Here is a 21,490-nt window from a genome sequence, read left to right as displayed (position 1 = left end):
TATTTTGATGACTTAATCAAAAACCAGAAGCCGTGCTTCTGGTTTTTTTCATTTTGACCCCACATGAACCTTCAAACAGCTATCAACGTAGATACCAAAACAAAGACCTATCTAGAACAGCAATGGAGTTTGTGATGAATCTACTAATTGAATCATTTGAAGGCGGGATCTACTTGGCTTACCAAGTTATTGGCGAGCAAAAGCAATTAATTAAAGATGACCACCAGCATCCTATGAAGTTTTTGAGTGTAAACCAAGCACGCGATCATTTTAGTGACCAAGGCGTAGCATCAGCAATGCTGGTTCATAACAGCGCCTACGACGAGATGTGCGGTGAGCATTGTGGTAGCACACAGCCTTTCGAGATTGATTTGAAGTGGAGTTAAATCAACCTCAAATCAATCGCGATAAAAATTGAAAGGCTTGCATCAATGCAAGCCTTTCTTATGGGAGTCACTTTCACTTTTAACCACTTAGATTAGCGCGATGTCCGTTTCAGTCTTCGTTTGATGTTCTGCTCTTTCACTACAAAGTCGAACAGCGGAGCGAACAGGTTGGCGAACAAGATAGCCAGCATGATGCCCTCTGGGTAGGCTGGATTGAGCACTCGTATACCAACCGTCATCACACCAATCAAAATCCCATAGGCCCATTTACTCTGATTGGTAAACGCGGCAGATACAGGGTCTGTTGCCATGAAGAAGGTACCAAAGGCAACACCACCCAACACAAAGTGCCAGTAGAACGGCATCGAAAACATAGAGTTGGTTTCTGACCCTATCCAATTCATCAAGCTAGATGTCACAACGAGACCGACAATCACACCGGCGACAATGCGCCAAGAAGCTATCTTCATCGCTATCAGAATCAACCCCGTCAGCATGATTAGTAGTGACGACACCTCACCCATCGAACCAGGAATATTACCAACAAAGGCATCCATCCAAGTGATCGTCTCGCCAGTCATGTTATTGATGAGTGACGTGCTGCCGCCTTCATACCATTGACTCAGCGGTGTCGCGCCTGAATAGCCATCAGCGGCAACCCACACAAGCCCACCCGACATGTTGGCTGGATAGGCGAAATAGAGAAACGCGCGGCCTGCAAGGGCTGGGTTCAAGAAGTTGCGACCTGTACCACCGAACAGCTCTTTGGCGACAACGATACCAAAGGTGATACCTAATGCGGCTTGCCAAAGCGGGATAGTTGGTGGGAGGATTAGTGCAAACAGCACCGAGCTAACAAAAAAGCCTTCATTAACTTCGTGCTTGCGAACGACAGCAAACAAGACCTCCCAAAAGCCACCCACCACAAATACTGTGGCATAAACGGGTAGGAAATAGAGTGCACCAAGCAGCATCTGACTTGCCCAGCCACTTGCCATCAATGACTGCGCATCACCAAATGCCCAAGACAAGCGCCAGCTGCTTTCAATAACAGAGGTAAGTTCGTTAAGTTGATAACTGGACGTTAATGCGAGGAAGCTTTGGTGTCCGACGTTATACATCCCCCAAAACATCGCGGGAAAGGTCGCTAGCCACACCAGAATCATGATTCGTTTGAGATCGATGCTATCTCGAACATGGGTCAAGCCTTGGTTTACGTTGCCAGGCGTATAAAATATGGTCGCAAAAGCCTCATACACAGGGTAAAGCTTTTCGTACTTCCCTCCAGCTTCAAAGCGTGGAGCCACGTCTTCTAATCGTTTTTTTAAACTCATAATCTCAATCACCTTATTGCTTGAGTTATGGTTTTCTACGCATCAACTGCTCTATTTGAACAATTTCTAGCGATTTTTAGTCAAATTCGTATAAAGAAAGAGTGTCCAGAAGTCGAACCGATGTTGAAAAAGGAAGGTGTAGAAGGTGTATAAACAACAAAGCCCCAGCAATGGCTGAGGCTTATTTGGTTTGGTAACGGTCGTCGTTACTTAACGCACATCACGTTTAGCAGTGAAGAACCTTTTAGCTGATTCACGTTCCCGTTAGTAAACAGACCTTTCTTATCTGCGCCCCAATAAGGTAGATGCATTGGCCAATTCTGGTTTTCCATAACCGATGAACCAAGAATGCTCTGCCATTGCTGATCACTCATCAATTTCATGCCAATTTGCTTACACACTAGCTCAGCACTTCCAAAATCTAAACGGCTCCAAGGTTTACCTTGTTCCATGTAAAACTGTTGCTTATGATCAACTAAATAAGGAATGGCATATTTGCTACCCGCAACGTTTGCTGTCACTCGGATTTCGATATCAAGGTCATTGTCAGGGCTTGTGCCACTGCTTGGGAAAGCTTGAATTGCAGCGACACTCGTTGCCGCTTGAGTTGCAACCACAGGTTTCGGTACTGGTTTTGGCTTTGCCGGAATTGCAGGCTTAACCACTTTTGATTGTGCCGCTTGCGCAACGATAGGTTGTGACGAGGTTTTCGACTTATCGACCATGCGAATAAAGGCTTCACCGTAATCAGGAACCTTACGCACCTGAGCTAGGTCTTTTCTCGCATCAGAGAAGGTAGAGTATGGGCCAATTAAGCAACGATAGTCGCCATCTTCCGGCTTCATCCAAACGTTAGTCGAAATTTTTTCATAAAGAGGTTTCGCTCGGCCTAATGATAAAGGCTCATTTAACAAGCCACATTGAACCCAAAACAACTCGTTTTCTGAATGACGTTTAGGGGCTTTTTTTCCCCACACACCCTTACCGATAGGACATGATTGTTCTAACTGTGGTAATTGATTAGTACTGGCTTGAGTCGCATCACATAGGACCGATTCCGCATTAACCTGGCTCGATACTAAAAGGGATGCCGCGATAAGCCCCATACGATAATTTTCACTCACAACACAGCGTACAGCATTCATTGTCAACTTCATAACCACCACTTAAACCCTTTCGGGCTAATTGTTACCGACTCTATATCGATAAAACATGAATTCCATTTTAAGTATTATTGACCATACCAATAATCTATAGTTCCAGAGTCATTAAGCAAAAAAAGAGCCGTAATTGCTTACGGCTCTTAGTTTAGTGACTTTTTTTGTCAAAAATCAATCTGTGCTATCACCCTTTATAAATTTTAGGGTTAAACACATCACGTAACCAGTCACCCAATAAGTTAATTACTAGAACTAATGTTACCAAAAGCACACCTGGGAATGCTGTGATCCACCATGCTCCTGAGAAGATGTAGTTAAAACCAGTACTGATCAGAGCACCCAGTGACGGTTGGTCTACCGGAAGGCCTAAGCCTAGGAAAGAAAGTGCCGCTTCTGACATGATGGCATTTGCCACCTGTACCGTAGAGATAACCAAGATCGGTGATAAACAGTTCGGTAGAATATGACGGAACATGATGCGAGGTGCTCTGAAGCCCATCACACGCGCCGCCTCTACGTACTCTTTCTTCTTCTCTGCCAATACTGATGCTCGAATGGTTCGTGCATACTGCGGCCATTCAGCAATACCAATGATCACCACTAGCATTACAACCGCATATTGTGCATAGAAGTCACTACCGAAACTTGCCTTAAAGATAGCCGAGACAATGATCGCGACCATCATGGTTGAGAACGAAAGCTGAACATCAGCAAAACGCATCAGGAAGCTATCGATACGACCACCGAAGTAACCCGCAGAAAGACCAATGATGATACCGAGTGTTAGCTGAAGGCCAACCGCTAAGAAACCAATCGTCAATGAAAGACGCGAGCCGTAAAGCATGGTCGATAGAATGTCACGACCTTGCTCATCGGTGCCCAATAAGAAACGCTCTTCGCCGTCTTCCATCCAAGATGGTGGTAACTCAGAATCCATGATGTCGATTGAGGTCACGTCATATGGATCCATTGGCGCTAAAATCGGCGCCGCTAGAGCCATCACTAGGAAAGCTGCAAAGACCGCAAAGCTGAACATTGCAACTTTGTCGCGCAAGAAGTAGTACAGAATGTCTGACTGCTTGAATCGCTCCCAACGAGATGGAGCTGTTGTTGTGTGTTCCATGATTATGCTCCTTTCCCTGTAATATTCACTGTTGGGTTAATGATGCCGTAAAGCAGGTCAACAATGGTGTTCGTTACTACGAAGATCAGACCAACGAAGATAACGTATGCGGTAATCAGTGGAGTATCCACTCGGTTAATCGCTTCAAGGAATAGGAAGCCGGTACCCGGCCATTGGAATACAGTTTCAGTTAGAATGGTGTAAGCCACCATCGTACCGATTTGAACACCACCTACCGTGAGTACTGGCAGCATTGTGTTTTTCAAAGCGTGTTGGTAGTAAATCTTGTTCAGCGCTAGGCCTTTTGCTTTACCAAACTTGATGTATTCAGAGCTTAGAACCTCGAGCATTTCAGAACGTACTAGACGAATGAACAGCGGCAGCATGATAGATGCCAGAGCAATACTCGGCAGCACTAAGTGCGCAAGGCCATCTAGCGTTAAGAAGCCAGATTCCCACCCAAACCAGTTTGCGGTATCACCCCGCCCGAATGACGGTAGCCAACCGAGTTCGATAGAGAACACATACATCAGCATGATTGCGGTTAAGAAAACCGGCACAGAGATGCCGATACTACTGCCCGCCATCACGAGCTTGGTGAAGAAACTTTTTGGATGTATTGCAGAATAAACACCAAGTGGGATCGACAGACAAACAATGATCAGAGAAGCGCCCAACACCAGTTCCAGTGTCGCGACCAGTTTATCTAAAATCACATCCACTGCAGGACGTTTAAAGAAATATGAAGTACCAAGATCGCCTTGTAGAGCAGCGCCTATAAAGCGAGTGTATTTTGTAACGAAGGGATCATTTAAGCCGAGTTCATCACGCAGCGCTTGACGCTCCGATTCTGAAACAGATTGACCGACTAACTCACGCAACGGGTCGCCCAGGTTATCCTGAATGGCAAACGCCACCAAACTGATCACAAACATCACTATCAGAGCCTGAAACAGGCGCTTGACCAGAAACGTAACCATTCCTTGCCCCTTATCTATCCATGACTATCTAATCGAACTCCGCGACTAGACAACAAAAAATTCAGTCTTAAAAAAGTATTTAGCCAGACTGAAGGAAAACCAAATACCAAAACTTAAATCTATTTCTTAATAATTTGAGAGCCTGAAAAGCTTCAGGCTCTCGATTCTAGCAAGCTAGATTATTTTACAACTAGGTCGCCAAAGTAAGGCATAACCATTGGGTTTACTATGTCAGCTGCACCTACATTAGACTTCGCGCCCCACGCTTCACTCTGCCAGTGTAGAGGTACGAATACCGCATCGTTGTAAAGAGTCGCTTCAACGCCTTTCAACATCTTAGAGCGTTTAACCGGGTCAGTTTCAGTGTTAGAAGCTTCTACAATTGCATCCATTTCAGGGTTTGAGTAGCCAGAACAGTTGTATTGACCACGACCAGTCTCTTCGTTACGAGTCATTGTTAGGAATTCGTTGAAGTTCGCTGAATCTTCGGTATCTGAGTGCCAACCGATCATCATCATGTCTGCTGAACATAGGTCAAACTCAGGCCAGTACTGTGCTTTAGGCATCGTTTTAAGATCAACTTTGATACCAATCTTAGACAGCATTGCCGCAGACGCTTGCGCTACTTTCGCATCGTTCACGTAACGGTTGTTTGGTGCTGCCATAGTTAGTGTAAAGCCATCTTCGTAGCCCGCTTCTTTCATCAGCTCTTTCGCTTTTTTCAAGTCGTAACGAGGCACTAGCTCTTCGTTGTGACCCGCGTAACCTGTTGGACTTTGCTGACCAGCCGCTGTCGCGAAACCTTTCATGATTTTCTTAACAATACCTTCATTGTTAATCGCATGAACGATTGCTTGACGAACACGTACGTCTTTCAACGCTTCGTTGCTGTTTTGGTTCATTTGAAGCGTAATGATACGAGTACCAGGCAGCGTTACTAAATCGATGTTCTTAGCATTCTTAACACGCTTATGATCGTTTGGTGCGACGGGGTGAATCATATCAACGTCACCAGAAAGAAGCGCGGCTACACGCGTTGCGTCTTCTTTGATTGGCACAAGTGTTAGCTTGTCTACGTTGCCGTCAGACTCTGTGTCCCAGTAATCGTTGAAACGCTCAAACGTTACTTTTACGCCTTGCTCACGCTGCGTTACGATGAATGGGCCTGTACCTGAAACGTTAGTCGAAGCGTACGAGTTACCGTGCTTAACTAGTTCAGACTTGTCTTTCCCTTCCGCGGTTTGACCAGAGTAGAACTTGCTGTCCATTGGGAAGATGTAAGTTGCTGTTTGTAGTACTAGTGGGTAAGCCGCTTTTGATACTAGCTCAACTGTGTAGTCATCCACTTTTACCATTTTTTCGTATGGCGTGAAGATAGACTTAAAGTCTGGAGAGGCTTGTAGACGATCAAAAGTCCACACAACATCATCAGCAGTCAGTTCGTTACCAGAGTGGAATTTCACACCTTTACGTAGGTTGAAGCGGAAAGTCGTTTCATCAATACGCTCCCAGCTCGATGCTAGGCGGCCTTCAAAATCCATCTCTTGTGTGAAACGTACTAGAGGGTCAAACACCATGTGAGACATTTGCAGTGTACCACCAGACAACTGCTCGTGCGGGTCAAGTGATACTGGGTCAGCTGCGTAGCCAACAGTAATATCTGCGGCTGCTACACTAAAGCTTAGGCCAGCTGCCATCAAAGCTACTGCTAATTTGCTTTTCATGGTTTTCATTGCATAACTCCTTCATGCGGGAATCCAGATCCCTAGTTGTTGTATGTGCGTCTGTTTATTTTTGTTAGCAAGCTAAACTCCAGCCTGCTGATTTTATGTTGCGGCTTGTGCCACTGCTTTTTCTTCTCTTAAACCCGTAAATTCAGGCATTAAAGAAATTAGGTGTTTGCTGTATTCATGTTGAGGCGATTGGAACAGCTGCTCTGTTGGCGCTACTTCCAGTAATTCCCCCATTTGCATCACGCCAACACGATCACACATTTGGCGAATAACTGGTAAATCGTGACTGATGAACAGCATGGTTAGGTTGAGCTCGTCTTGCAGGTCTTTCAATAGATTAAGGATCTGAGCCTGTACTGACACATCCAGCGCAGAGGTAGGTTCATCACAAATTAATAGACGAGGACGAGTTGCCAGAGCGCGAGCAATAGAGATACGCTGACGTTGGCCACCTGAGAATTCGTGCGGGTACTTCACCCCTGACATCCTGCCTAAACCAACGTGATCAAGCAGGTCGTTCACGATCTGACGAGTTTCATTCTCGTTACGAGTCAGCTTATGGAATCGGATAGGTTCCGCAATGATGTCGAATATTTTCATTCGAGGGTTCATTGATGTGTATGGGTTTTGGAAAACCATCTGCATTTGGCGACGCATTGGACGACGCTCTTTCTCAGACTTAAGTCCTGTCAGATCAATCCCTTCAAAAGTCACTTTACCTGAGTTTGGTGCGTACAAACCAGCAATAACACGAGCAATCGTTGATTTACCTGAACCTGATTCACCTACTAGACCAAACGTTTCACCTTCATGTACTTCAAAGCTGACGTTGTTTGACGCTTGAACGTACTCACGACGGCTCTCAAAGAATGAATCTTTGGTGGTGAAGCGCAAGTTTACGTTTTCAACGTTCAGCAGTGGACCAGTGTAATCACGATGATCTTGGCTTTGACCTAACCAGTGGTTTTTCACATCAAGTGGTGCCATCTCTTGCGCTTCTTCGATGTAACTCACTGTAGGGAAACGATCGAGTTTACGATCTGAACGCGGAACCGCTGAAATAAGACTGTGTGTGTAGGGGTGCTCAGGAGTACCCAGAACTTTCGCTGTTGGGCCAAACTCAACTAAATCACCACGATACATGACGGCTACACGATCAGTAACGTTAGATACTACGCCCATGTCGTGCGTGACTAACATGCAACCCACGTTTTTCTTAATACATAGCTCGCGAATCAAGCCCAAGATTTGGTCTTGGATTGACACATCCAGTGCCGTTGTTGGTTCATCTGCGATGATAAGGTCAGGTTCACCTGCCAAGGCGATCGCGATAACCACACGCTGACGCATACCACCAGAGAATTGGTGTGGGTACTGCTTTAAACGATTTTCTGGTTGCGGGATACCCACTTGGTTCATCAAGTCTAATGAGCGCTGGTAGGCTTCTTGATCTGAAACCTTCATGTTGGCATGAATCGTCTCTTTTAACTGCTGCTCTACGGTGAATAGAGGGTTAAGAGACGTCATTGGATCTTGGAAGATAAAACCAATCTTTGAGCCGCGAACAGAACGCATCTGTTCAGGAGATAGACCTGAGACTTTTTCGCCATCCAGAAATACCTCGCCGCTAGCAATGCGGCCGGGAGGGCTCAGCAAATCGATCACAGCATTACCTACTGTTGATTTACCTGCACCTGACTCGCCTACAACACCAACAATCTCACCACGTTCAATACTGAACGAGAGTGATTTAACTGCGGCGTGAACTCCATGACGAGATGGGTATTCGATACGAAGATTTTTTACTTCTAAAAGTGACATTACCAGACCTCTACTGCTTTGGCAGCTTTCTGCCCTGTCTGCAAAATTGAATCCATTCTTACCAGAATATTGTTCTGATATTTTATACGGTTGACAATTTGGCAAATAATTCACAGAAAAGCAACAAAAATAGGATAAAAAGTCGACGTCAAACGCTTAACAGGCAAAAGTAGCACATAAATATTCACATAAGAAGCATATAGTAATAAAAATCAACATTATATTATCGGCGATAAATTCTCACAAACCCCATACAACTACTTACTTGTAGAGCTAAACTTATGGCTAAAAGCAGATCTCACTATTAGTCACTAAAAACAAATAATTATTCCAAAAAACAATTAACACTATAGAAACAAACTCTACATTTTACACTTTAAGCAAACAAAACAACTAGATAGAAATATATAAACCAGATATTTAACCACCCACATAGCTACAGTAAATATAAAACAACAAACCTAAAAGCTTGATAAATTAGATGAGATTTTGAGGTATTTGACCGAAAGAAAGTTGTCAGATATAGCCCTTAGTGACCAAATCCGGGGCCAAGTTTCTCTTTTCACAAAATCCATAGACCAAACACATTAATTTGTCGAATTATTGAGCGGTTATTTTAGATAAAACTAGATATAGATCTTTGAGTTTAATAAAGCGCTCCTCTCTATGAAAACGCAATAATTGAGAAAGTCGAAGGTGGGATTACCTGTATATGAGGGGGATCTTACTGAAGAGGTACCAGGAGAGTAGCCTAACTCGATTCGCTCCTGCCATCAGAAACAATAATTGGAAAATACCCATGCGACAGATGTAAAAAAGCCCCAGTCTTTCGACTGAGGCTTCTTAAAGGTGATCGGTGAAGAGACATTCTTTGAACATCAGGCGAACCCCACTTGGGTTCCAATCTAATGAGCTACAGATGAAAAAAAAAGCTCATCATTTCTGATGAGCTTTCTTAAAGATGGTCGGTGAAGAGGGATTCGAACCCCCGACCCTCTGGTCCCAAACCAGATGCGCTACCAAGCTGCGCTATTCACCGAGACGTTTCGTTTGATTTCTCAAACAGGGAGCTTCAAAAAAGCTACCAAAATTAATGGGGTGGCTAACGAGATTCGAACTCGCGACCACCGGAATCACAATCCAGGGCTCTACCAACTGAGCTATAGCCACCACTAACTTTTATATAACCGCTTAACAGCAATTATTGAAATAGTGGTCGGTGAAGAGGGATTCGAACCCCCGACCCTCTGGTCCCAAACCAGATGCGCTACCAAGCTGCGCTATTCACCGACTAGTTTTGTCTCGACTCAGGGAATATTAAGTCAACACAGGAAGCCTAGGCTACCATTATTTTTTAAAAGAAAGAATGGGGTGGCTAACGAGATTCGAACTCGCGACCACCGGAATCACAATCCAGGGCTCTACCAACTGAGCTATAGCCACCATTGTTTCTTTGTGCCAATTTTCACTTACCTAAGTAAGTGACCGGATGGCGCGCCTGAAAGGATTCGAACCTTCGGCCTTTGGCTCCGGAGGCCAACGCTCTATCCAGCTGAGCTACAGGCGCATGCCCTGTCGGCGGAGTGGAATAATACGTAGATCACCCAATGCCGTCTAGTACTTTTTTAACTTTTTTTTCTGTTTGGTCTCTTTTTCGACAGTTAATATGTGATAAACCCCTTATTTGAGTACTACAACCTGTCACAGCTTATAAGTTGTTGTTTATTGCAACAACTTATCGGGATATAATCACCCATTATTTACATTGGTTTAACAGTCGCTCTTTGCTGCTCAAATCAAAACACCCTTCCAACACTATAAATTGGTAAGCATGTACTTACCTTGGGAATGTAAAGTGAGTTTAATGGATATGTCTCGTCGAATTTTAAGCGTTGTCATCGCAGTTTTAACCTTTTCAACTGGCGCAATGGCTTCAGGCCTAAGCGAAGCAGAGCAAGATATAATTGCAGAACGCATCAAGCCAGTTGGTCAAGTATACCTAGTCGGCAGTGAGCCAGTAGCCGCAGAACCAACAGGCCCTCGCGACGGCGCAACCGTTTATGGTACTTTTTGTATCGCTTGTCACGCATCTGGCGTAAGTGGCGCACCTAAGAAAGGTGATGCGGGAGACTGGGGGCCTAGAATTGCTCAGGGTCGCGACATTCTAGCAGACCATGCAATCAACGGTTTTAATGCAATGCCAGCGAAAGGTTCATGTATGGATTGTTCAGACGACGAAATCAAAGATGCTATCGAGCACATGATTGCCGGTCTGTAATTTACCGATCTATAATTAAAAATGCCAAATTCAAAAAAGGTGACCAGATCTGATGGTCACCTTTTTTATTGGCTTCTATATAGCGCGATTAAAGCAGAGCTTTATTTCTTGTTGAACATCGCACGAATATTGGCAATGTGCGCCTGCCCTTTTTCCATCCTTTCTTCAGCAGATTGAGGTTTCTTGACGCTTTCCCACTCAACATCATCATGCGGCAGCTCATCAAGAAAGCGGCTTTGGGTTGGCTTTATCAATTCACCATACTGACGGCGTTCACGACACTTAGTAAAAGTTAGCTCTTTTTGTGCTCGAGTAATGCCTACATACATAAGACGACGCTCTTCTTCTACATTGCCTTCATCAACACTGGTTTGGTGAGGTAAAATGCCCTCTTCCGCTCCCATTAAAAATACATATGGAAACTCCAAGCCTTTCGATGCGTGAAGTGTCATTAACTGTACTTGGTCAGCATCATCGTCATCTTCTCCACGTTCCATCATATCGCGCAACGTTAAGCGCTGAACGACTTCTCTTAGCGTTTTTTCTTCTTTATCATAATTGTCACCTTCTAAGTCAGCCACAATCCAACTATAAAGGTCAGAGACGTTTTTCATTCTCATTTCCGCGGCTTTGGGGCTTGCCGAGGTTTCGTATAACCAATCTTCGTAATTAATATCGCGCACCAAAGAACGAACCGCTTCCACGGTGTTACCACGCTCGGCGTTATCCGAGATACGAACGATCCAATCACTGAAACGACGCAGATTTTCTAAACCACGGCCAGTCAATGTTTGCTCCAAGCCCATCTCAAAGCTGGCTTCAAATAGGCTTTTGCCACGCATGTTGGCGTAGCTGCCTAATTTCTCAAGCGTAACCGGGCCAATTTCGCGACGCGGCGTGTTTACAATACGTAGGAAGGCGTTGTCATCATCTGGGTTCACCAACACACGCAGATAAGCCATGATGTCTTTTATCTCTGCTCTAGCGAAGAAAGAGGTGCCACCAGAGATCTTGTAAGGCACACGGTTTTGCATCAAAGCTTTTTCAATCAGGCGAGATTGGTGGTTACCCCGGTAAAGCACCGCATAATCTTTGTATTCTGTGCGGTTCAAAAATTTGTGTGCAATGATCTCACCGGTAATACGTTCGGCTTCGTGCTCTTCATTCTTGGCATTCAATACCTTGAGCTTTTCACCATCAGGGATCTCAGAAAACAGTGACTTCTCATACACGTGCGGGTTATTGGCGATCAAGATGTTCGCCGCACGCAAGATTCGGCTGGTTGAGCGGTAGTTTTGCTCTAGCTTGATCAAACGCAGATTAGGGTAATCCTCACCAAGCAGCACCAAGTTTTGCGGTTTTGCGCCACGCCACGAGTAAATGGATTGGTCGTCATCACCTACTACCGTAAGACGTCCTCTTTCACCAACCAACAATCGTACCAATTCATATTGGCTGGTATTGGTATCTTGATATTCATCAACAAGTAAATAGCGGATACGTGACTGCCAACGCTCACGAACTTCTTGATTGGTTTTTAACAACAGTACAGGCATCGCGATCAAATCATCAAAATCGAGTGCGTTATAGGCCTTCATCTGTTTTTGGTACATCTCAAAGCAGAAAGCAAACAACTGCTCCTGTTCGCCTTGAGCGCGCGCTTTCGCCTGATCTGGCGTTAGCATGTCGTTTTTCCAGTTCGAAATGGTACTCATCAATGCGCGCAGCAGATCCTTATCACCATCGATCTGCCTCTCTGTTAGCTCTTTTAACAAAGCTAGCTGGTCTTGGTCATCAAACAGAGAAAAGCCCGCTTTTAGACCCAGCGCTTTGTATTCACGACGAATGATGGTTAAGCCCATGGTATGAAAGGTCGAAACAATCAGCCCTTTCGATTCGCCCTTACCCAGAGTTTGCCCAACACGTTCTTTCATCTCGCGAGCTGCTTTATTAGTAAAGGTCACCGCCGCAATATTACGCGCCTTGTAACCACACTCCTGAACCAGATAAGCAATTTTATTGGTGATAACACGTGTTTTGCCTGATCCAGCACCCGCTAATACTAAGCAGGGGCCTGAAACATACTTCACGGCTTCATCTTGTCTTGGGTTCAGTTTCATTTGGTTCTCAATTTGGTCTAGAGGTGCGAATTAAATTGCGCGTCTATAATAATCCTGCAATAGCATGATTGCTATGCTCTCTTATATAAGATTTTTACGTTATTTGTGCAAAATTTTGTTGCACATGTGTATAGTTATCAGGCTACAATGAATGAACGTTCATTCATCGGTGATGGAAAATGACAGCTCATACACCTCAGGATAAACGCCAACAAATACTTTCTGCCGCTGAAAAGCTAATTGCAGAGGTCGGCTTTCAAGGCCTCTCAATGCAAAAATTAGCGAAAGAAGCAGGAGTAGCTGCAGGCACTATCTACCGCTACTTCGATGATAAAGACCACTTGATAGATGATGTTCGAGTGCTCGTAACTCAACGAGTAGCGGATGCTGTTCAAAAAGGGGTTAATGATTCGGATCCAATAAAGCAACGCTATAGAACCATGTGGTTAAACATATGGAGCTTATCGGGAACGAATTTAGCCGCGATTAAAAATCAGGTTCAATATGACTCTTTACCCGTGACAAATAGCCAAGACTTCAGGGAACTAGAACGTAAAATGTTTGCCCAAGTTGAGCTGCTATTTAATGAGGGCAAAGAGCGAGGGTTATTTAAACCACTTGATAATGAAGTATTAAGTGGCTTGAGCTTAGCAGCTAGTGTCTCGCTAGCACGTAAGCATTCTTTAGGATTTTACCAACTTGACGAGGCTGCACTAGAAGCGGCAATAGAAGCCTGTTGGGATGCAATAATTAAACACTAGATTGGAGTTTTGACCATAATGAAAAAGTGGACTTTCTTCATGTTACTCATCGCTGTACTTCTTTTCGGCAGCGTTATTGGGTTTAACATGTTCAAACAACAAAAAATTGCTGAGTTTATGGCCAACCGTCCTGAGCCAGAGTTTCCAGTAACGGTAACTGAAGTTCAGCCGATCGACTGGGTTCCGGTGATTGAGGCAATCGGCTTCATTGAACCAAACCAAGGTGTCACTCTAGCAAACGAAACCAGTGGTGTTATTGATCAAATTTCCTTCGAGTCAGGTACTGAAGTTAAGAATGGTCAACAACTGGTTCGCCTTGACTCAGGTGTGGAAAAAGCAAATCTAAAGAGCTCTGAAGCTCGTTTGCCTGCTGCGAAAGCAAAATACAAGCGCTACCAAGGGCTATTCAAAAAAGGCTCTATCTCTAAAGAAGCATACGATGAAGCAGAAGCGAACTACTTCTCTCTATCTGCTGATATTGAAAGCCTAAAAGCATCGATTGAACGTCGTGAAATCCGCGCACCGTTTGATGGCACTGTCGGTATCCGTAATGTGTATTTAGGTCAATACCTGCAATCGGGTACGGATATTGTTCGCTTAGAAGACACCAGTGTAATGCGCCTGCGCTTCACGGTTTCTCAAACTGATATATCTCGCATCAACGTTGGCCAAGCGATCGACATCTTTGTTGATGCTTACCCTGAAACACCTTTTGAAGGCTCTATCAGTGCTATTGAACCTGCAGTAAGTATCCAAAGTGGTCTTATTCAAGTTCAGGCAGACATTCCAAACAATGATGGCAAGCTTCGTAGCGGCATGTTCGCTCGCGCTAACATCATTTTACCTAAATTAGAGAACCAAGTAACTCTGCCTCAAACAGCCATTACTTTTACTCTATACGGTGACAATGTTTATATCATAACTGAAGAAGATGGGGTTCAACGTGTTGCTCAACATGTTGTAAAAGTAGGCGAACGTACCGCTGATATCGCTCATATTCTTGAGGGTGTGAAAGCCGGTGATACGGTTGTCACTTCAGGCCAAGTACGTCTAAGTAATGGTGCCAAAGTTAAGATTGTTGAAAGTGATGCCATCACTCCACCATCTGAAACACCTAAGCTGTAACTGGAGGCACAATGCGCTTTACTGATGTTTTTATTAAACGTCCAGTTCTAGCGGTATCCATCAGCTTTTTGATTGCGCTGCTTGGCTTACAAGCAATCTTCAAAATGCAGGTGCGTGAATACCCTGAAATGACGAATACCGTCGTAACCGTTACTACGAGTTACTACGGTGCAAGTGCCGATCTTATCCAAGGCTTTATAACCCAGCCCCTCGAACAAGCTGTAGCTCAAGCGGATAATATCGACTATATGACTTCTTCTTCTGTTCTCGGTAGTTCAACGATTACCGTGAACATGAAGCTGAACACCGACCCGAATGCAGCGCTGTCTGACATACTGGCCAAGACAAACTCGGTTCGTTCGCAGCTTCCAAAAGAAGCCGAAGACCCAACTGTAACTATGTCTACCGGTTCAACAACAGCGGTCCTCTACATCGGTTTTACCAGTGATGAGTTAGTATCGAGCCAAATTACCGACTATCTAGAGCGTGTCATCAACCCGCAGCTATTTACGGTAAACGGTGTATCTAAAGTCGACCTTTATGGTGGTATGAAATACGCACTACGCGTATGGCTAGACCCCTCAAAAATGGCAGCGGTTAGCCTAACTGCATCTGATGTGATGACGGTACTGAACGCTAACAACTACCAATCAGCTACGGGTCAAGCGACTGGTGAGTTCGTGCTTTATAACGGCAGTGCAGATACTCAGGTATCAAACACTGAAGAATTAGAGAACCTAGTGGTGAAGAGCGGTGAAGGTGAAATCATTCGTCTATCCGACATCGCTAAGGTCTCTTTAGAGAAAAGCCACGATATTTACCGAGCAAGCGCCAATGGTCGAGAAGCAGTTGTTGCAGCGATTAACGCGGCGCCAAGTGCTAACCCAATCAATATTGCAGCCGATGTACTTGAGCTTCTTCCTCAGTTAGAGAAGAACCTCCCAAGCAACATATCAATGAACGTGATGTATGACTCGACCATTGCGATTAATGAGTCTATTCAAGAAGTTATCAAAACCATTCTTGAGGCTGCCTTAATTGTATTGATCGTTATTACCTTGTTCCTTGGTTCATTCCGTGCAGTTCTTATTCCTATCGTTACTATCCCACTATCACTTATTGGTGTGGCAATGGTAATGCAAGCAATGGGCTTCTCGTGGAACCTGATGACACTACTGGCAATGGTACTCGCCATAGGTCTAGTGGTAGATGATGCGATCGTGGTACTCGAAAACGTTGACCGACATATCAAGCTCGGGGAATCTCCTTTCCGAGCTGCCATTATCGGTACCCGTGAAATTGCGGTACCCGTTATCGCGATGACACTAACGCTAGGTGCGGTATACGCTCCTATCGCTATGATGGGTGGTATTACAGGCTCGTTGTTTAAAGAGTTTGCATTAACCCTGGCAGGTTCAGTTTTTGTATCGGGTATCGTGGCACTGACGCTATCGCCTATGATGTGCTCAAAAATGCTAAAAGCTCATGCAGAACCAAGCAAGTTTGAACTAAAAGTACATAGTGTATTGGATGGTATGACTAACCGCTACGAGCGTATGCTTGGTGCGGTAATGCAGCATCGTCCAGTATTCATTGGCTTTGCTATCATCGTATTTGCAAGTTTACCGTTGTTGTTCAAGTTCATCCCTAGTGAGTTAGCACCTTCAGAAGATAAAGGTGTAATCATGTTGATGGGTACAGCACCGTCGAATGCGAACTTAGACTTCATGCAAAACACCATGAACGACGTAAACAAGATTCTGTCTGATCAGCCAGAAGTAGCTTACGCACAAGTGTTTACAGGTGTACCAAATGCAAACCAAGCGTTTGGTATTGCGTCTATGGTTCCTTGGAGCGAGCGAGAAGCAAGCCAGTCTGAAGTAACAAACCGTGTTGGTAACTTGGTGAAAGATGTCCCTGGTATGGCCGTAACAGCCTTCCAAATGCCAGAACTTCCAGGGGCAGGTTCAGGCCTTCCTGTTCAGTTTGTTATTACCACACCGAACAGCTTCGAGAGCCTATTCCAAATTACGACAGAGATCTTAGCCGAAGTATCTACTAACCCGTTGTTCGTTTATTCAGATCTTGATTTGAACTACGACTCAGCAACGATGAAGATCCATATCGACAAAGACAAAGCAGGGGCTTACGGCGTGACCATGCAAGACATTGGTATCACTTTAGGTACTATGATGTCTGATGGTTACGTAAACCGTATCGACTTGAATGGTCGTTCTTACGAGGTTATCCCTCAAGTTGAACGTAAGTTCCGTTTAAACCCTGAATCAATGAACAACTACTACGTGCGTGCTGCGGACGGTAATGCTGTACCACTAGGCAGTTTGATTACGATTGATGTTGTGGCAGAGCCTCGTTCTCTTCCTCACTTCAACCAATTGAACTCAGCTACGATTGGTGCAGTACCTGCTCCAGGAGCAGCAATGGGTGATGCAATTGCATGGTTTGAAGACACGGCGGCGAATAAGCTTCCAAGTGGCTACAACCACGATTACATGGGTGAAGCACGTCAATACGTAACAGAAGGTAGCGCACTTTACGCAACCTTTGGTTTAGCTTTGGCTATCATCTTCTTGGTATTGGCGATTCAGTTCGAATCTCTGAAAGATCCATTGGTTATCATGGTGTCTGTACCACTTGCTATTTGTGGTGCCCTAATAGCTCTGGCTTGGGGTGCAGCCACGATGAACATATACTCACAAGTTGGTTTAATCACCTTGGTCGGCTTGATCACCAAACACGGTATCTTGATCTGTGAAGTAGCAAAAGAAGAGCAACTACACAATGGCAAGACGCGTATTGAAGCCGTTATGGAAGCGGCGAAGGTTCGTCTTCGTCCAATCCTAATGACTACTGCTGCGATGATTGCGGGTCTAATCCCACTGATGTATGCAACGGGTGCAGGTGCGGCTCAACGTTTCAGTATCGGTATTGTAATCGTTGCTGGTCTAGCAATCGGTACATTGTTTACCTTGTTTGTACTGCCAGTAATCTACAGCTACCTAGCAGAGAAGCACAAACCTCTACCTGTATTTGTTGAAGACAAAGATCTAGAAAAGCTAGCTCGTGTCGATGAAGCAAAGGCTGCGCAGAGAGGATTAGCTGACAATAAGTAATCGCTAAGTCGTAAAACAATGAAAAAGGCTACTTCGGTGGCCTTTTTTTATACGCGATAGGCGACATCTCAGGTGTGATTAAATAGAATAGTGATAAATAGTCAGGAGTTTAATTGATATGTTTGATCCAAAAAAACTAGAGCAAATTGCTAAGCAGATCCACGACTCTATGCCTCAGCCAGTGAAAGAACTGGGTTCAGACGTAGACCAAAAGGTTCGCCAAGTTATCCAAGGCCAATTGAATAAGCTAGACGTTGTCAGCCGTGAAGAGTTTGATGTTCAAACACAGGTGCTGCTGCGCACTCGTCAAAAGCTGACGGAAATGGAACAGAAGCTAGCTGAACTAGAAGCTAAGCTTGCTGACAAGTAAGCATTCAAGCGAGAAGATATATGAAGGGTTGACGTGAGAACGTCAGCCCTTTTTTATGCGGACGAGAACTCTAATAATGAATAGTTTCCTGACCACGTTCCTTCGTCACTTTCGGGAATGACTTAGCTTGAAAACCATCATCCTCTGAGACGCGAAGCATTCTCGATACCGCCCCTTGAAAAGCAAAAAGGCTTGGTCAACGGCGACCAAGCCTTTCTATTAGATGTTGTGTTACTTATTTATAACTCCAACCTGTAAGGAGCTAGTGATACTGCTTTGCTTTTTCAACATATTTCAGTATCTAAGCGACTAATTAACCGCCTACAGCGATACGCTTCATGTCGCTCATGTAGCTACGTAGCTCTTCACCAATGTACTCTACAGGGTGGTTACGGATAGCTTCGTTTACTTCAATTAGCTTAGCGTTGTCTACTTGGTTAGATGCTTCACCTAGACCACGGCCGATCACGTCCGTTGCTACTGAAGGCATGAACTTCTCACGCAGTAGTGGTGTTGCTACGTTAGCGAATAGGTAGTTACCGTACTCAGCTGTATCAGAGATTACTACGTTCATTTCGTAAAGACGCTTACGAGCAACTGTGTTTGCGATTAGTGGAAGCTCATGTAGAGATTCGTAGTAAGCAGACTCATCAATGATGCCTGATGCCGTCATAGCTTCGAATGCGAGCTCAACACCGGCACGAACCATAGCAACCATTAGGATACCGTTGTCGAAGTACTCTTGCTCTGAGATTTCTACGTCAGAAGCTGGGTAGTTTTCGAATGCCGTTTCGCCTGTCTCTTCACGCCAGCCTAGTAGGTTCACATCATCGTTCGCCCAGTCAGCCATCATAGTGCTAGAGAAGTGACCAGAAATGATGTCATCCATGTGCTTGTTGTAAAGCGGACGCATTAGATCTTTCAGCTCTTCAGAAAGCTCAAACGCTTTAACTTTAGCAGGGTTAGATAGACGATCCATCATGTGAGTGACACCACCGAACTTAAGTGCTTCGGTAATCGTTTCCCAACCGTATTGTAGAAGTTTCCCTGCATAGCCTGGTTCGATACCATCGGCAATCATCTTCTCGTAAGATACGATAGAACCTGCTTGTAGCATGCCACATAGAATGGTTTGCTCACCCATAAGGTCAGATTTAACTTCCGCTACGAATGAAGATTCTAGACAACCTGCACGGTGACCACCTGTACCAGCAGCCCAAGCTTTAGCGATATCCCAGCCTTCGCCCTTAGGGTCATTTTCTGGGTGAACCGCGATCAATGTTGGAACACCGAAGCCACGCTTGTACTCTTCACGTACTTCAGAGCCTGGGCACTTAGGTGCAACCATTACAACGGTAAGGTCAGCACGTAATTGCATGCCTTCTTCAACAACGTTGAAACCATGAGAGTAACCAAGAGCAGCACCTTGTTTCATTAGAGGCATTACTGTCTCAACAACATTAGTGTGTTGCTTATCAGGAGTAAGGTTAATCACTAGGTCTGCTTGAGGGATTAACGTTTCGTAGCTACCAACTGCAAAGCCGTTTTCGTCAGCGTTCTTGAATGATTGACGCTTCTCATCAATTGCCGCTTGGCGTAGAGCGTAAGATACATCTAGACCAGAATCACGCATGTTTAGACCTTGGTTCAGGCCTTGAGCACCACAGCCAACAATGACGATCTTCTTACCTTCAAGGTATTCAGCTTCTGTCGCGAATTCTTCACGATCCATAAAGCGGCAACGACCTAATTGGTCTAGTTGTTCACGAAGGTTTAATGTATTGAAATAGTTAGCCATTCTAGGGCACTCCTTTAAAAATAAGTCCGTAAGGTCGATATCTCTCTATCGAATGACTTCATACTAAAACAGACACTCCGTTGCTGAAAGTGATATATTCACAATTAGTTATTGCAATAAATGCAACATGGAAACGATCGCAGAACATGAACATAAAATCTCTACAATTATTTATACATTTATGTGACAGCAAGAGTTTCAGCAAAACCGCTGCTGCTATGCACGTCAGTCCTTCAGCGCTGAGTCGTCAGATACAAAAGCTTGAAGAGGAAACAGGGCAAGAACTGCTTATCAGAGACAACCGCAGTGTTGACCTTACCCCAGCAGGAAAACACCTATTGCCTGTAGCATTGAGCATCGTGGGAGAGTGGCAGCAATATAACCTTCATCTAAAAGGTGGAGAACAGGAACTTAAAGGGGAAATTCGTATATTTTGTTCAGTAACGGCTAGCTATAGTCACCTACCTGAACTCATAACCGAATTTAGGGCTATTCATCCGTATATTGAATTTAAGCTCTCTACTGGCGATCCAGCTCAATCCATTGACAAGATCTTAAACGATGAGGCGGATATCGCGATTTCAGCAAAGCCAGATATCCTTCCTTCAAGGTTAGAATTCGAAACCATCAGTGATATTCCACTATCAGTTATTATTCCATCCGGTGTCAGTAGCTTTAGCCAACAACTGCAATCTGACAAACCCAACTGGAATGCAATACCTTTTATAATCCCTGAAGCTGGTACAGCGCGTGACCGAGCCAATACATGGTTCAAAAAAATGAAGATAAAGCCCAATATTTACGCTCAGGTGTCAGGCCATGAGGCGATTGTAAGTATGGTTGCACTAGGTTGTGGAGTTGGTATTGCTCCTGATGTCGTCATCAACAACAGTCCTGTACGTGACAAAGTAGACCGCTTAAAGATAGAGCCAATCAAACCATTTGAACTAGGGGTGTGCTGTAAGCGCGCGCAATTAGAAAACCCATTAATTAGAGCATTTTGGCAGGTCGCCGAAGGAAAATACCTGCAAGACTAGTTATCTATAAGTGATAACAAGCAGGTGTGGAGTCACAGGTAAAGAGCACGTTAGTGCTCTTTTTGTTTTGCTAAACGACAGATATGAAAAAAGCCCGCTGATTTCTCAGCGGGCTTTTTAATGGTGGTGGAGGGATAGGGATTTGAACCCTAGAACCGCTATTAACGGTTGCCGGTTTTCAAGACCGGTGCTTTCGACCACTCAGCCATCCCTCCAACAATTTGTCATCAACAGATTAGTACACTGTAGATGTTGTTACATGTATACACAGGTAACGATACCTTTTTGTCTTCACTTTCAAAAAAGTGAAAATAAATAAGAGCCTGGCGA

The 21,490-nt window shown here is 44.6% G+C and carries 15 protein-coding genes and 6 tRNA genes; 7 read left to right on the top strand and 14 right to left on the bottom strand.

What is annotated here, in order from left to right; genetic code table 11:
• The first annotated feature begins 32 nt into the window (after positions 1-32).
• A complete protein-coding gene (locus WR49_RS05925; RefSeq protein ID WP_269429462.1) occupies positions 33-386 on the top strand; it encodes a DUF6482 family protein in 354 nt (117 codons plus the stop codon).
• 92 nt (positions 387-478) lie between these two features.
• Here WR49_RS05925 and WR49_RS05920 read toward each other — a convergent pair whose 3' ends face one another.
• From WR49_RS05920 to WR49_RS05870, 11 genes are all read right to left on the bottom strand, one after another.
• Entirely contained in the window at positions 479-1,720 is a 1,242-nt protein-coding gene (locus WR49_RS05920; RefSeq protein ID WP_046223393.1) for an NADH:ubiquinone reductase (Na(+)-transporting) subunit B, read from the bottom strand.
• Positions 1,721-1,926: 206 nt separating this feature from the next.
• Complete coding sequence (locus WR49_RS05915; protein WP_046223392.1) at positions 1,927-2,877, bottom strand: SPOR domain-containing protein; 951 nt, start codon at positions 2,875-2,877, stop codon at positions 1,927-1,929.
• A gap of 187 nt (positions 2,878-3,064) precedes the next feature.
• Positions 3,065-4,003, bottom strand: coding sequence for an ABC transporter permease (locus WR49_RS05910; RefSeq protein WP_017055556.1), 939 nt, complete (start codon positions 4,001-4,003; stop codon positions 3,065-3,067).
• Between the two features lie 2 nt (positions 4,004-4,005).
• The gene (locus WR49_RS05905; RefSeq protein ID WP_017055555.1) at positions 4,006-4,983 is read right to left on the bottom strand and encodes an ABC transporter permease; all 978 of its coding nucleotides are present in this window, start codon (positions 4,981-4,983) and stop codon (positions 4,006-4,008) included.
• 179 nt (positions 4,984-5,162) lie between these two features.
• A complete protein-coding gene (locus WR49_RS05900) occupies positions 5,163-6,716 on the bottom strand; it encodes an ABC transporter substrate-binding protein (RefSeq protein ID WP_046223391.1) in 1,554 nt (517 codons plus the stop codon).
• Between the two features lie 93 nt (positions 6,717-6,809).
• A complete protein-coding gene (locus tag WR49_RS05895; RefSeq protein ID WP_046223390.1) occupies positions 6,810-8,537 on the bottom strand; it encodes a dipeptide ABC transporter ATP-binding protein in 1,728 nt (575 codons plus the stop codon).
• 962 nt (positions 8,538-9,499) lie between these two features.
• Positions 9,500-9,576 (bottom strand) — tRNA-Pro (locus WR49_RS05890).
• Between the two features lie 55 nt (positions 9,577-9,631).
• Positions 9,632-9,707: transfer RNA gene (locus tag WR49_RS05885), tRNA-His, on the bottom strand.
• Positions 9,708-9,750: 43 nt separating this feature from the next.
• Positions 9,751-9,827 (bottom strand) — tRNA-Pro (locus WR49_RS05880).
• A gap of 77 nt (positions 9,828-9,904) precedes the next feature.
• Positions 9,905-9,980, bottom strand: a tRNA-His gene (locus tag WR49_RS05875).
• A gap of 47 nt (positions 9,981-10,027) precedes the next feature.
• Positions 10,028-10,104: transfer RNA gene (locus WR49_RS05870), tRNA-Arg, on the bottom strand.
• Positions 10,105-10,401: 297 nt separating this feature from the next.
• Here WR49_RS05870 and WR49_RS05865 point away from each other — a divergent pair.
• Positions 10,402-10,815 carry a c-type cytochrome gene (locus tag WR49_RS05865; protein ID WP_017055692.1) on the top strand — a complete coding sequence of 138 codons (414 nt, stop codon included), beginning with the start codon at positions 10,402-10,404 and terminating at the stop codon, positions 10,813-10,815.
• Positions 10,816-10,916: 101 nt separating this feature from the next.
• On the opposite strand, the gene rep is transcribed toward WR49_RS05865, so the two are convergent.
• Positions 10,917-12,935, bottom strand: a complete 2,019-nt coding sequence (gene rep / locus WR49_RS05860) for a DNA helicase Rep (RefSeq protein ID WP_046223389.1) — start codon at positions 12,933-12,935, stop codon at positions 10,917-10,919.
• Between the two features lie 179 nt (positions 12,936-13,114).
• On the opposite strand from rep, the gene WR49_RS05855 reads away from it, so the two are divergent.
• From WR49_RS05855 to ubiK, 4 genes are all read left to right on the top strand, one after another.
• The gene (locus WR49_RS05855) at positions 13,115-13,696 is read left to right on the top strand and encodes a TetR/AcrR family transcriptional regulator (protein ID WP_017055694.1); all 582 of its coding nucleotides are present in this window, start codon (positions 13,115-13,117) and stop codon (positions 13,694-13,696) included.
• A gap of 18 nt (positions 13,697-13,714) precedes the next feature.
• Positions 13,715-14,821, top strand: coding sequence for an efflux RND transporter periplasmic adaptor subunit (locus WR49_RS05850; RefSeq protein ID WP_017055695.1), 1,107 nt, complete (start codon positions 13,715-13,717; stop codon positions 14,819-14,821).
• Positions 14,822-14,832: 11 nt separating this feature from the next.
• Positions 14,833-17,955 (top strand): multidrug efflux RND transporter permease subunit, encoded by a 3,123-nt coding sequence (locus WR49_RS05845; protein ID WP_017055696.1) that lies wholly within the window; start codon positions 14,833-14,835, stop codon positions 17,953-17,955.
• A 118-nt stretch (positions 17,956-18,073) separates the two neighbouring features.
• Positions 18,074-18,325 carry a ubiquinone biosynthesis accessory factor UbiK gene (gene ubiK / locus WR49_RS05840; protein WP_004740921.1) on the top strand — a complete coding sequence of 84 codons (252 nt, stop codon included), beginning with the start codon at positions 18,074-18,076 and terminating at the stop codon, positions 18,323-18,325.
• A gap of 313 nt (positions 18,326-18,638) precedes the next feature.
• On the opposite strand, the gene ilvC is transcribed toward ubiK, so the two are convergent.
• Complete coding sequence (ilvC, locus tag WR49_RS05835) at positions 18,639-20,123, bottom strand: ketol-acid reductoisomerase (RefSeq protein WP_046223388.1); 1,485 nt, start codon at positions 20,121-20,123, stop codon at positions 18,639-18,641.
• Between the two features lie 146 nt (positions 20,124-20,269).
• On the opposite strand from ilvC, the gene ilvY reads away from it, so the two are divergent.
• A complete protein-coding gene (ilvY, locus tag WR49_RS05830; RefSeq protein WP_017055698.1) occupies positions 20,270-21,160 on the top strand; it encodes an HTH-type transcriptional activator IlvY in 891 nt (296 codons plus the stop codon).
• A 124-nt stretch (positions 21,161-21,284) separates the two neighbouring features.
• On the opposite strand, the gene WR49_RS05825 is transcribed toward ilvY, so the two are convergent.
• Positions 21,285-21,375 (bottom strand) — tRNA-Ser (locus WR49_RS05825).
• Between the last annotated feature and the right edge of the window lie 115 nt (positions 21,376-21,490).

Source organism: Vibrio sp. ECSMB14106, assembly GCF_000972265.1.
Taxonomy (GTDB): Bacteria; Pseudomonadota; Gammaproteobacteria; order Enterobacterales; family Vibrionaceae; genus Vibrio; species Vibrio kanaloae.
This window is presented reverse-complemented; position numbering and strand designations above follow the sequence as displayed.

What these genes read in the sequence shown, in the direction of transcription:
- WR49_RS05920 (WP_046223393.1), bottom strand. Translation starts at nt 1,720, where the DNA reads ATGAGTTTAAAAAAACGATTAGAAGACGTGGCTCCACGCTTTGAAGCT.
- WR49_RS05915 (WP_046223392.1), bottom strand. Translation starts at nt 2,877, where the DNA reads ATGAAGTTGACAATGAATGCTGTACGCTGTGTTGTGAGTGAAAATTAT.
- WR49_RS05910 (WP_017055556.1), bottom strand. Translation starts at nt 4,003, where the DNA reads ATGGAACACACAACAACAGCTCCATCTCGTTGGGAGCGATTCAAGCAG.
- WR49_RS05905 (WP_017055555.1), bottom strand. Translation starts at nt 4,983, where the DNA reads ATGGTTACGTTTCTGGTCAAGCGCCTGTTTCAGGCTCTGATAGTGATG.
- WR49_RS05900 (WP_046223391.1), bottom strand. Translation starts at nt 6,716, where the DNA reads ATGAAAACCATGAAAAGCAAATTAGCAGTAGCTTTGATGGCAGCTGGC.
- WR49_RS05895 (WP_046223390.1), bottom strand. Translation starts at nt 8,537, where the DNA reads ATGTCACTTTTAGAAGTAAAAAATCTTCGTATCGAATACCCATCTCGT.
- WR49_RS05865 (WP_017055692.1), top strand. Translation starts at nt 10,402, where the DNA reads ATGGATATGTCTCGTCGAATTTTAAGCGTTGTCATCGCAGTTTTAACC.
- rep (WP_046223389.1), bottom strand. Translation starts at nt 12,935, where the DNA reads ATGAAACTGAACCCAAGACAAGATGAAGCCGTGAAGTATGTTTCAGGC.
- WR49_RS05855 (WP_017055694.1), top strand. Translation starts at nt 13,115, where the DNA reads ATGACAGCTCATACACCTCAGGATAAACGCCAACAAATACTTTCTGCC.
- WR49_RS05850 (WP_017055695.1), top strand. Translation starts at nt 13,715, where the DNA reads ATGAAAAAGTGGACTTTCTTCATGTTACTCATCGCTGTACTTCTTTTC.
- WR49_RS05845 (WP_017055696.1), top strand. Translation starts at nt 14,833, where the DNA reads ATGCGCTTTACTGATGTTTTTATTAAACGTCCAGTTCTAGCGGTATCC.
- ubiK (WP_004740921.1), top strand. Translation starts at nt 18,074, where the DNA reads ATGTTTGATCCAAAAAAACTAGAGCAAATTGCTAAGCAGATCCACGAC.
- ilvC (WP_046223388.1), bottom strand. Translation starts at nt 20,123, where the DNA reads ATGGCTAACTATTTCAATACATTAAACCTTCGTGAACAACTAGACCAA.
- ilvY (WP_017055698.1), top strand. Translation starts at nt 20,270, where the DNA reads ATGAACATAAAATCTCTACAATTATTTATACATTTATGTGACAGCAAG.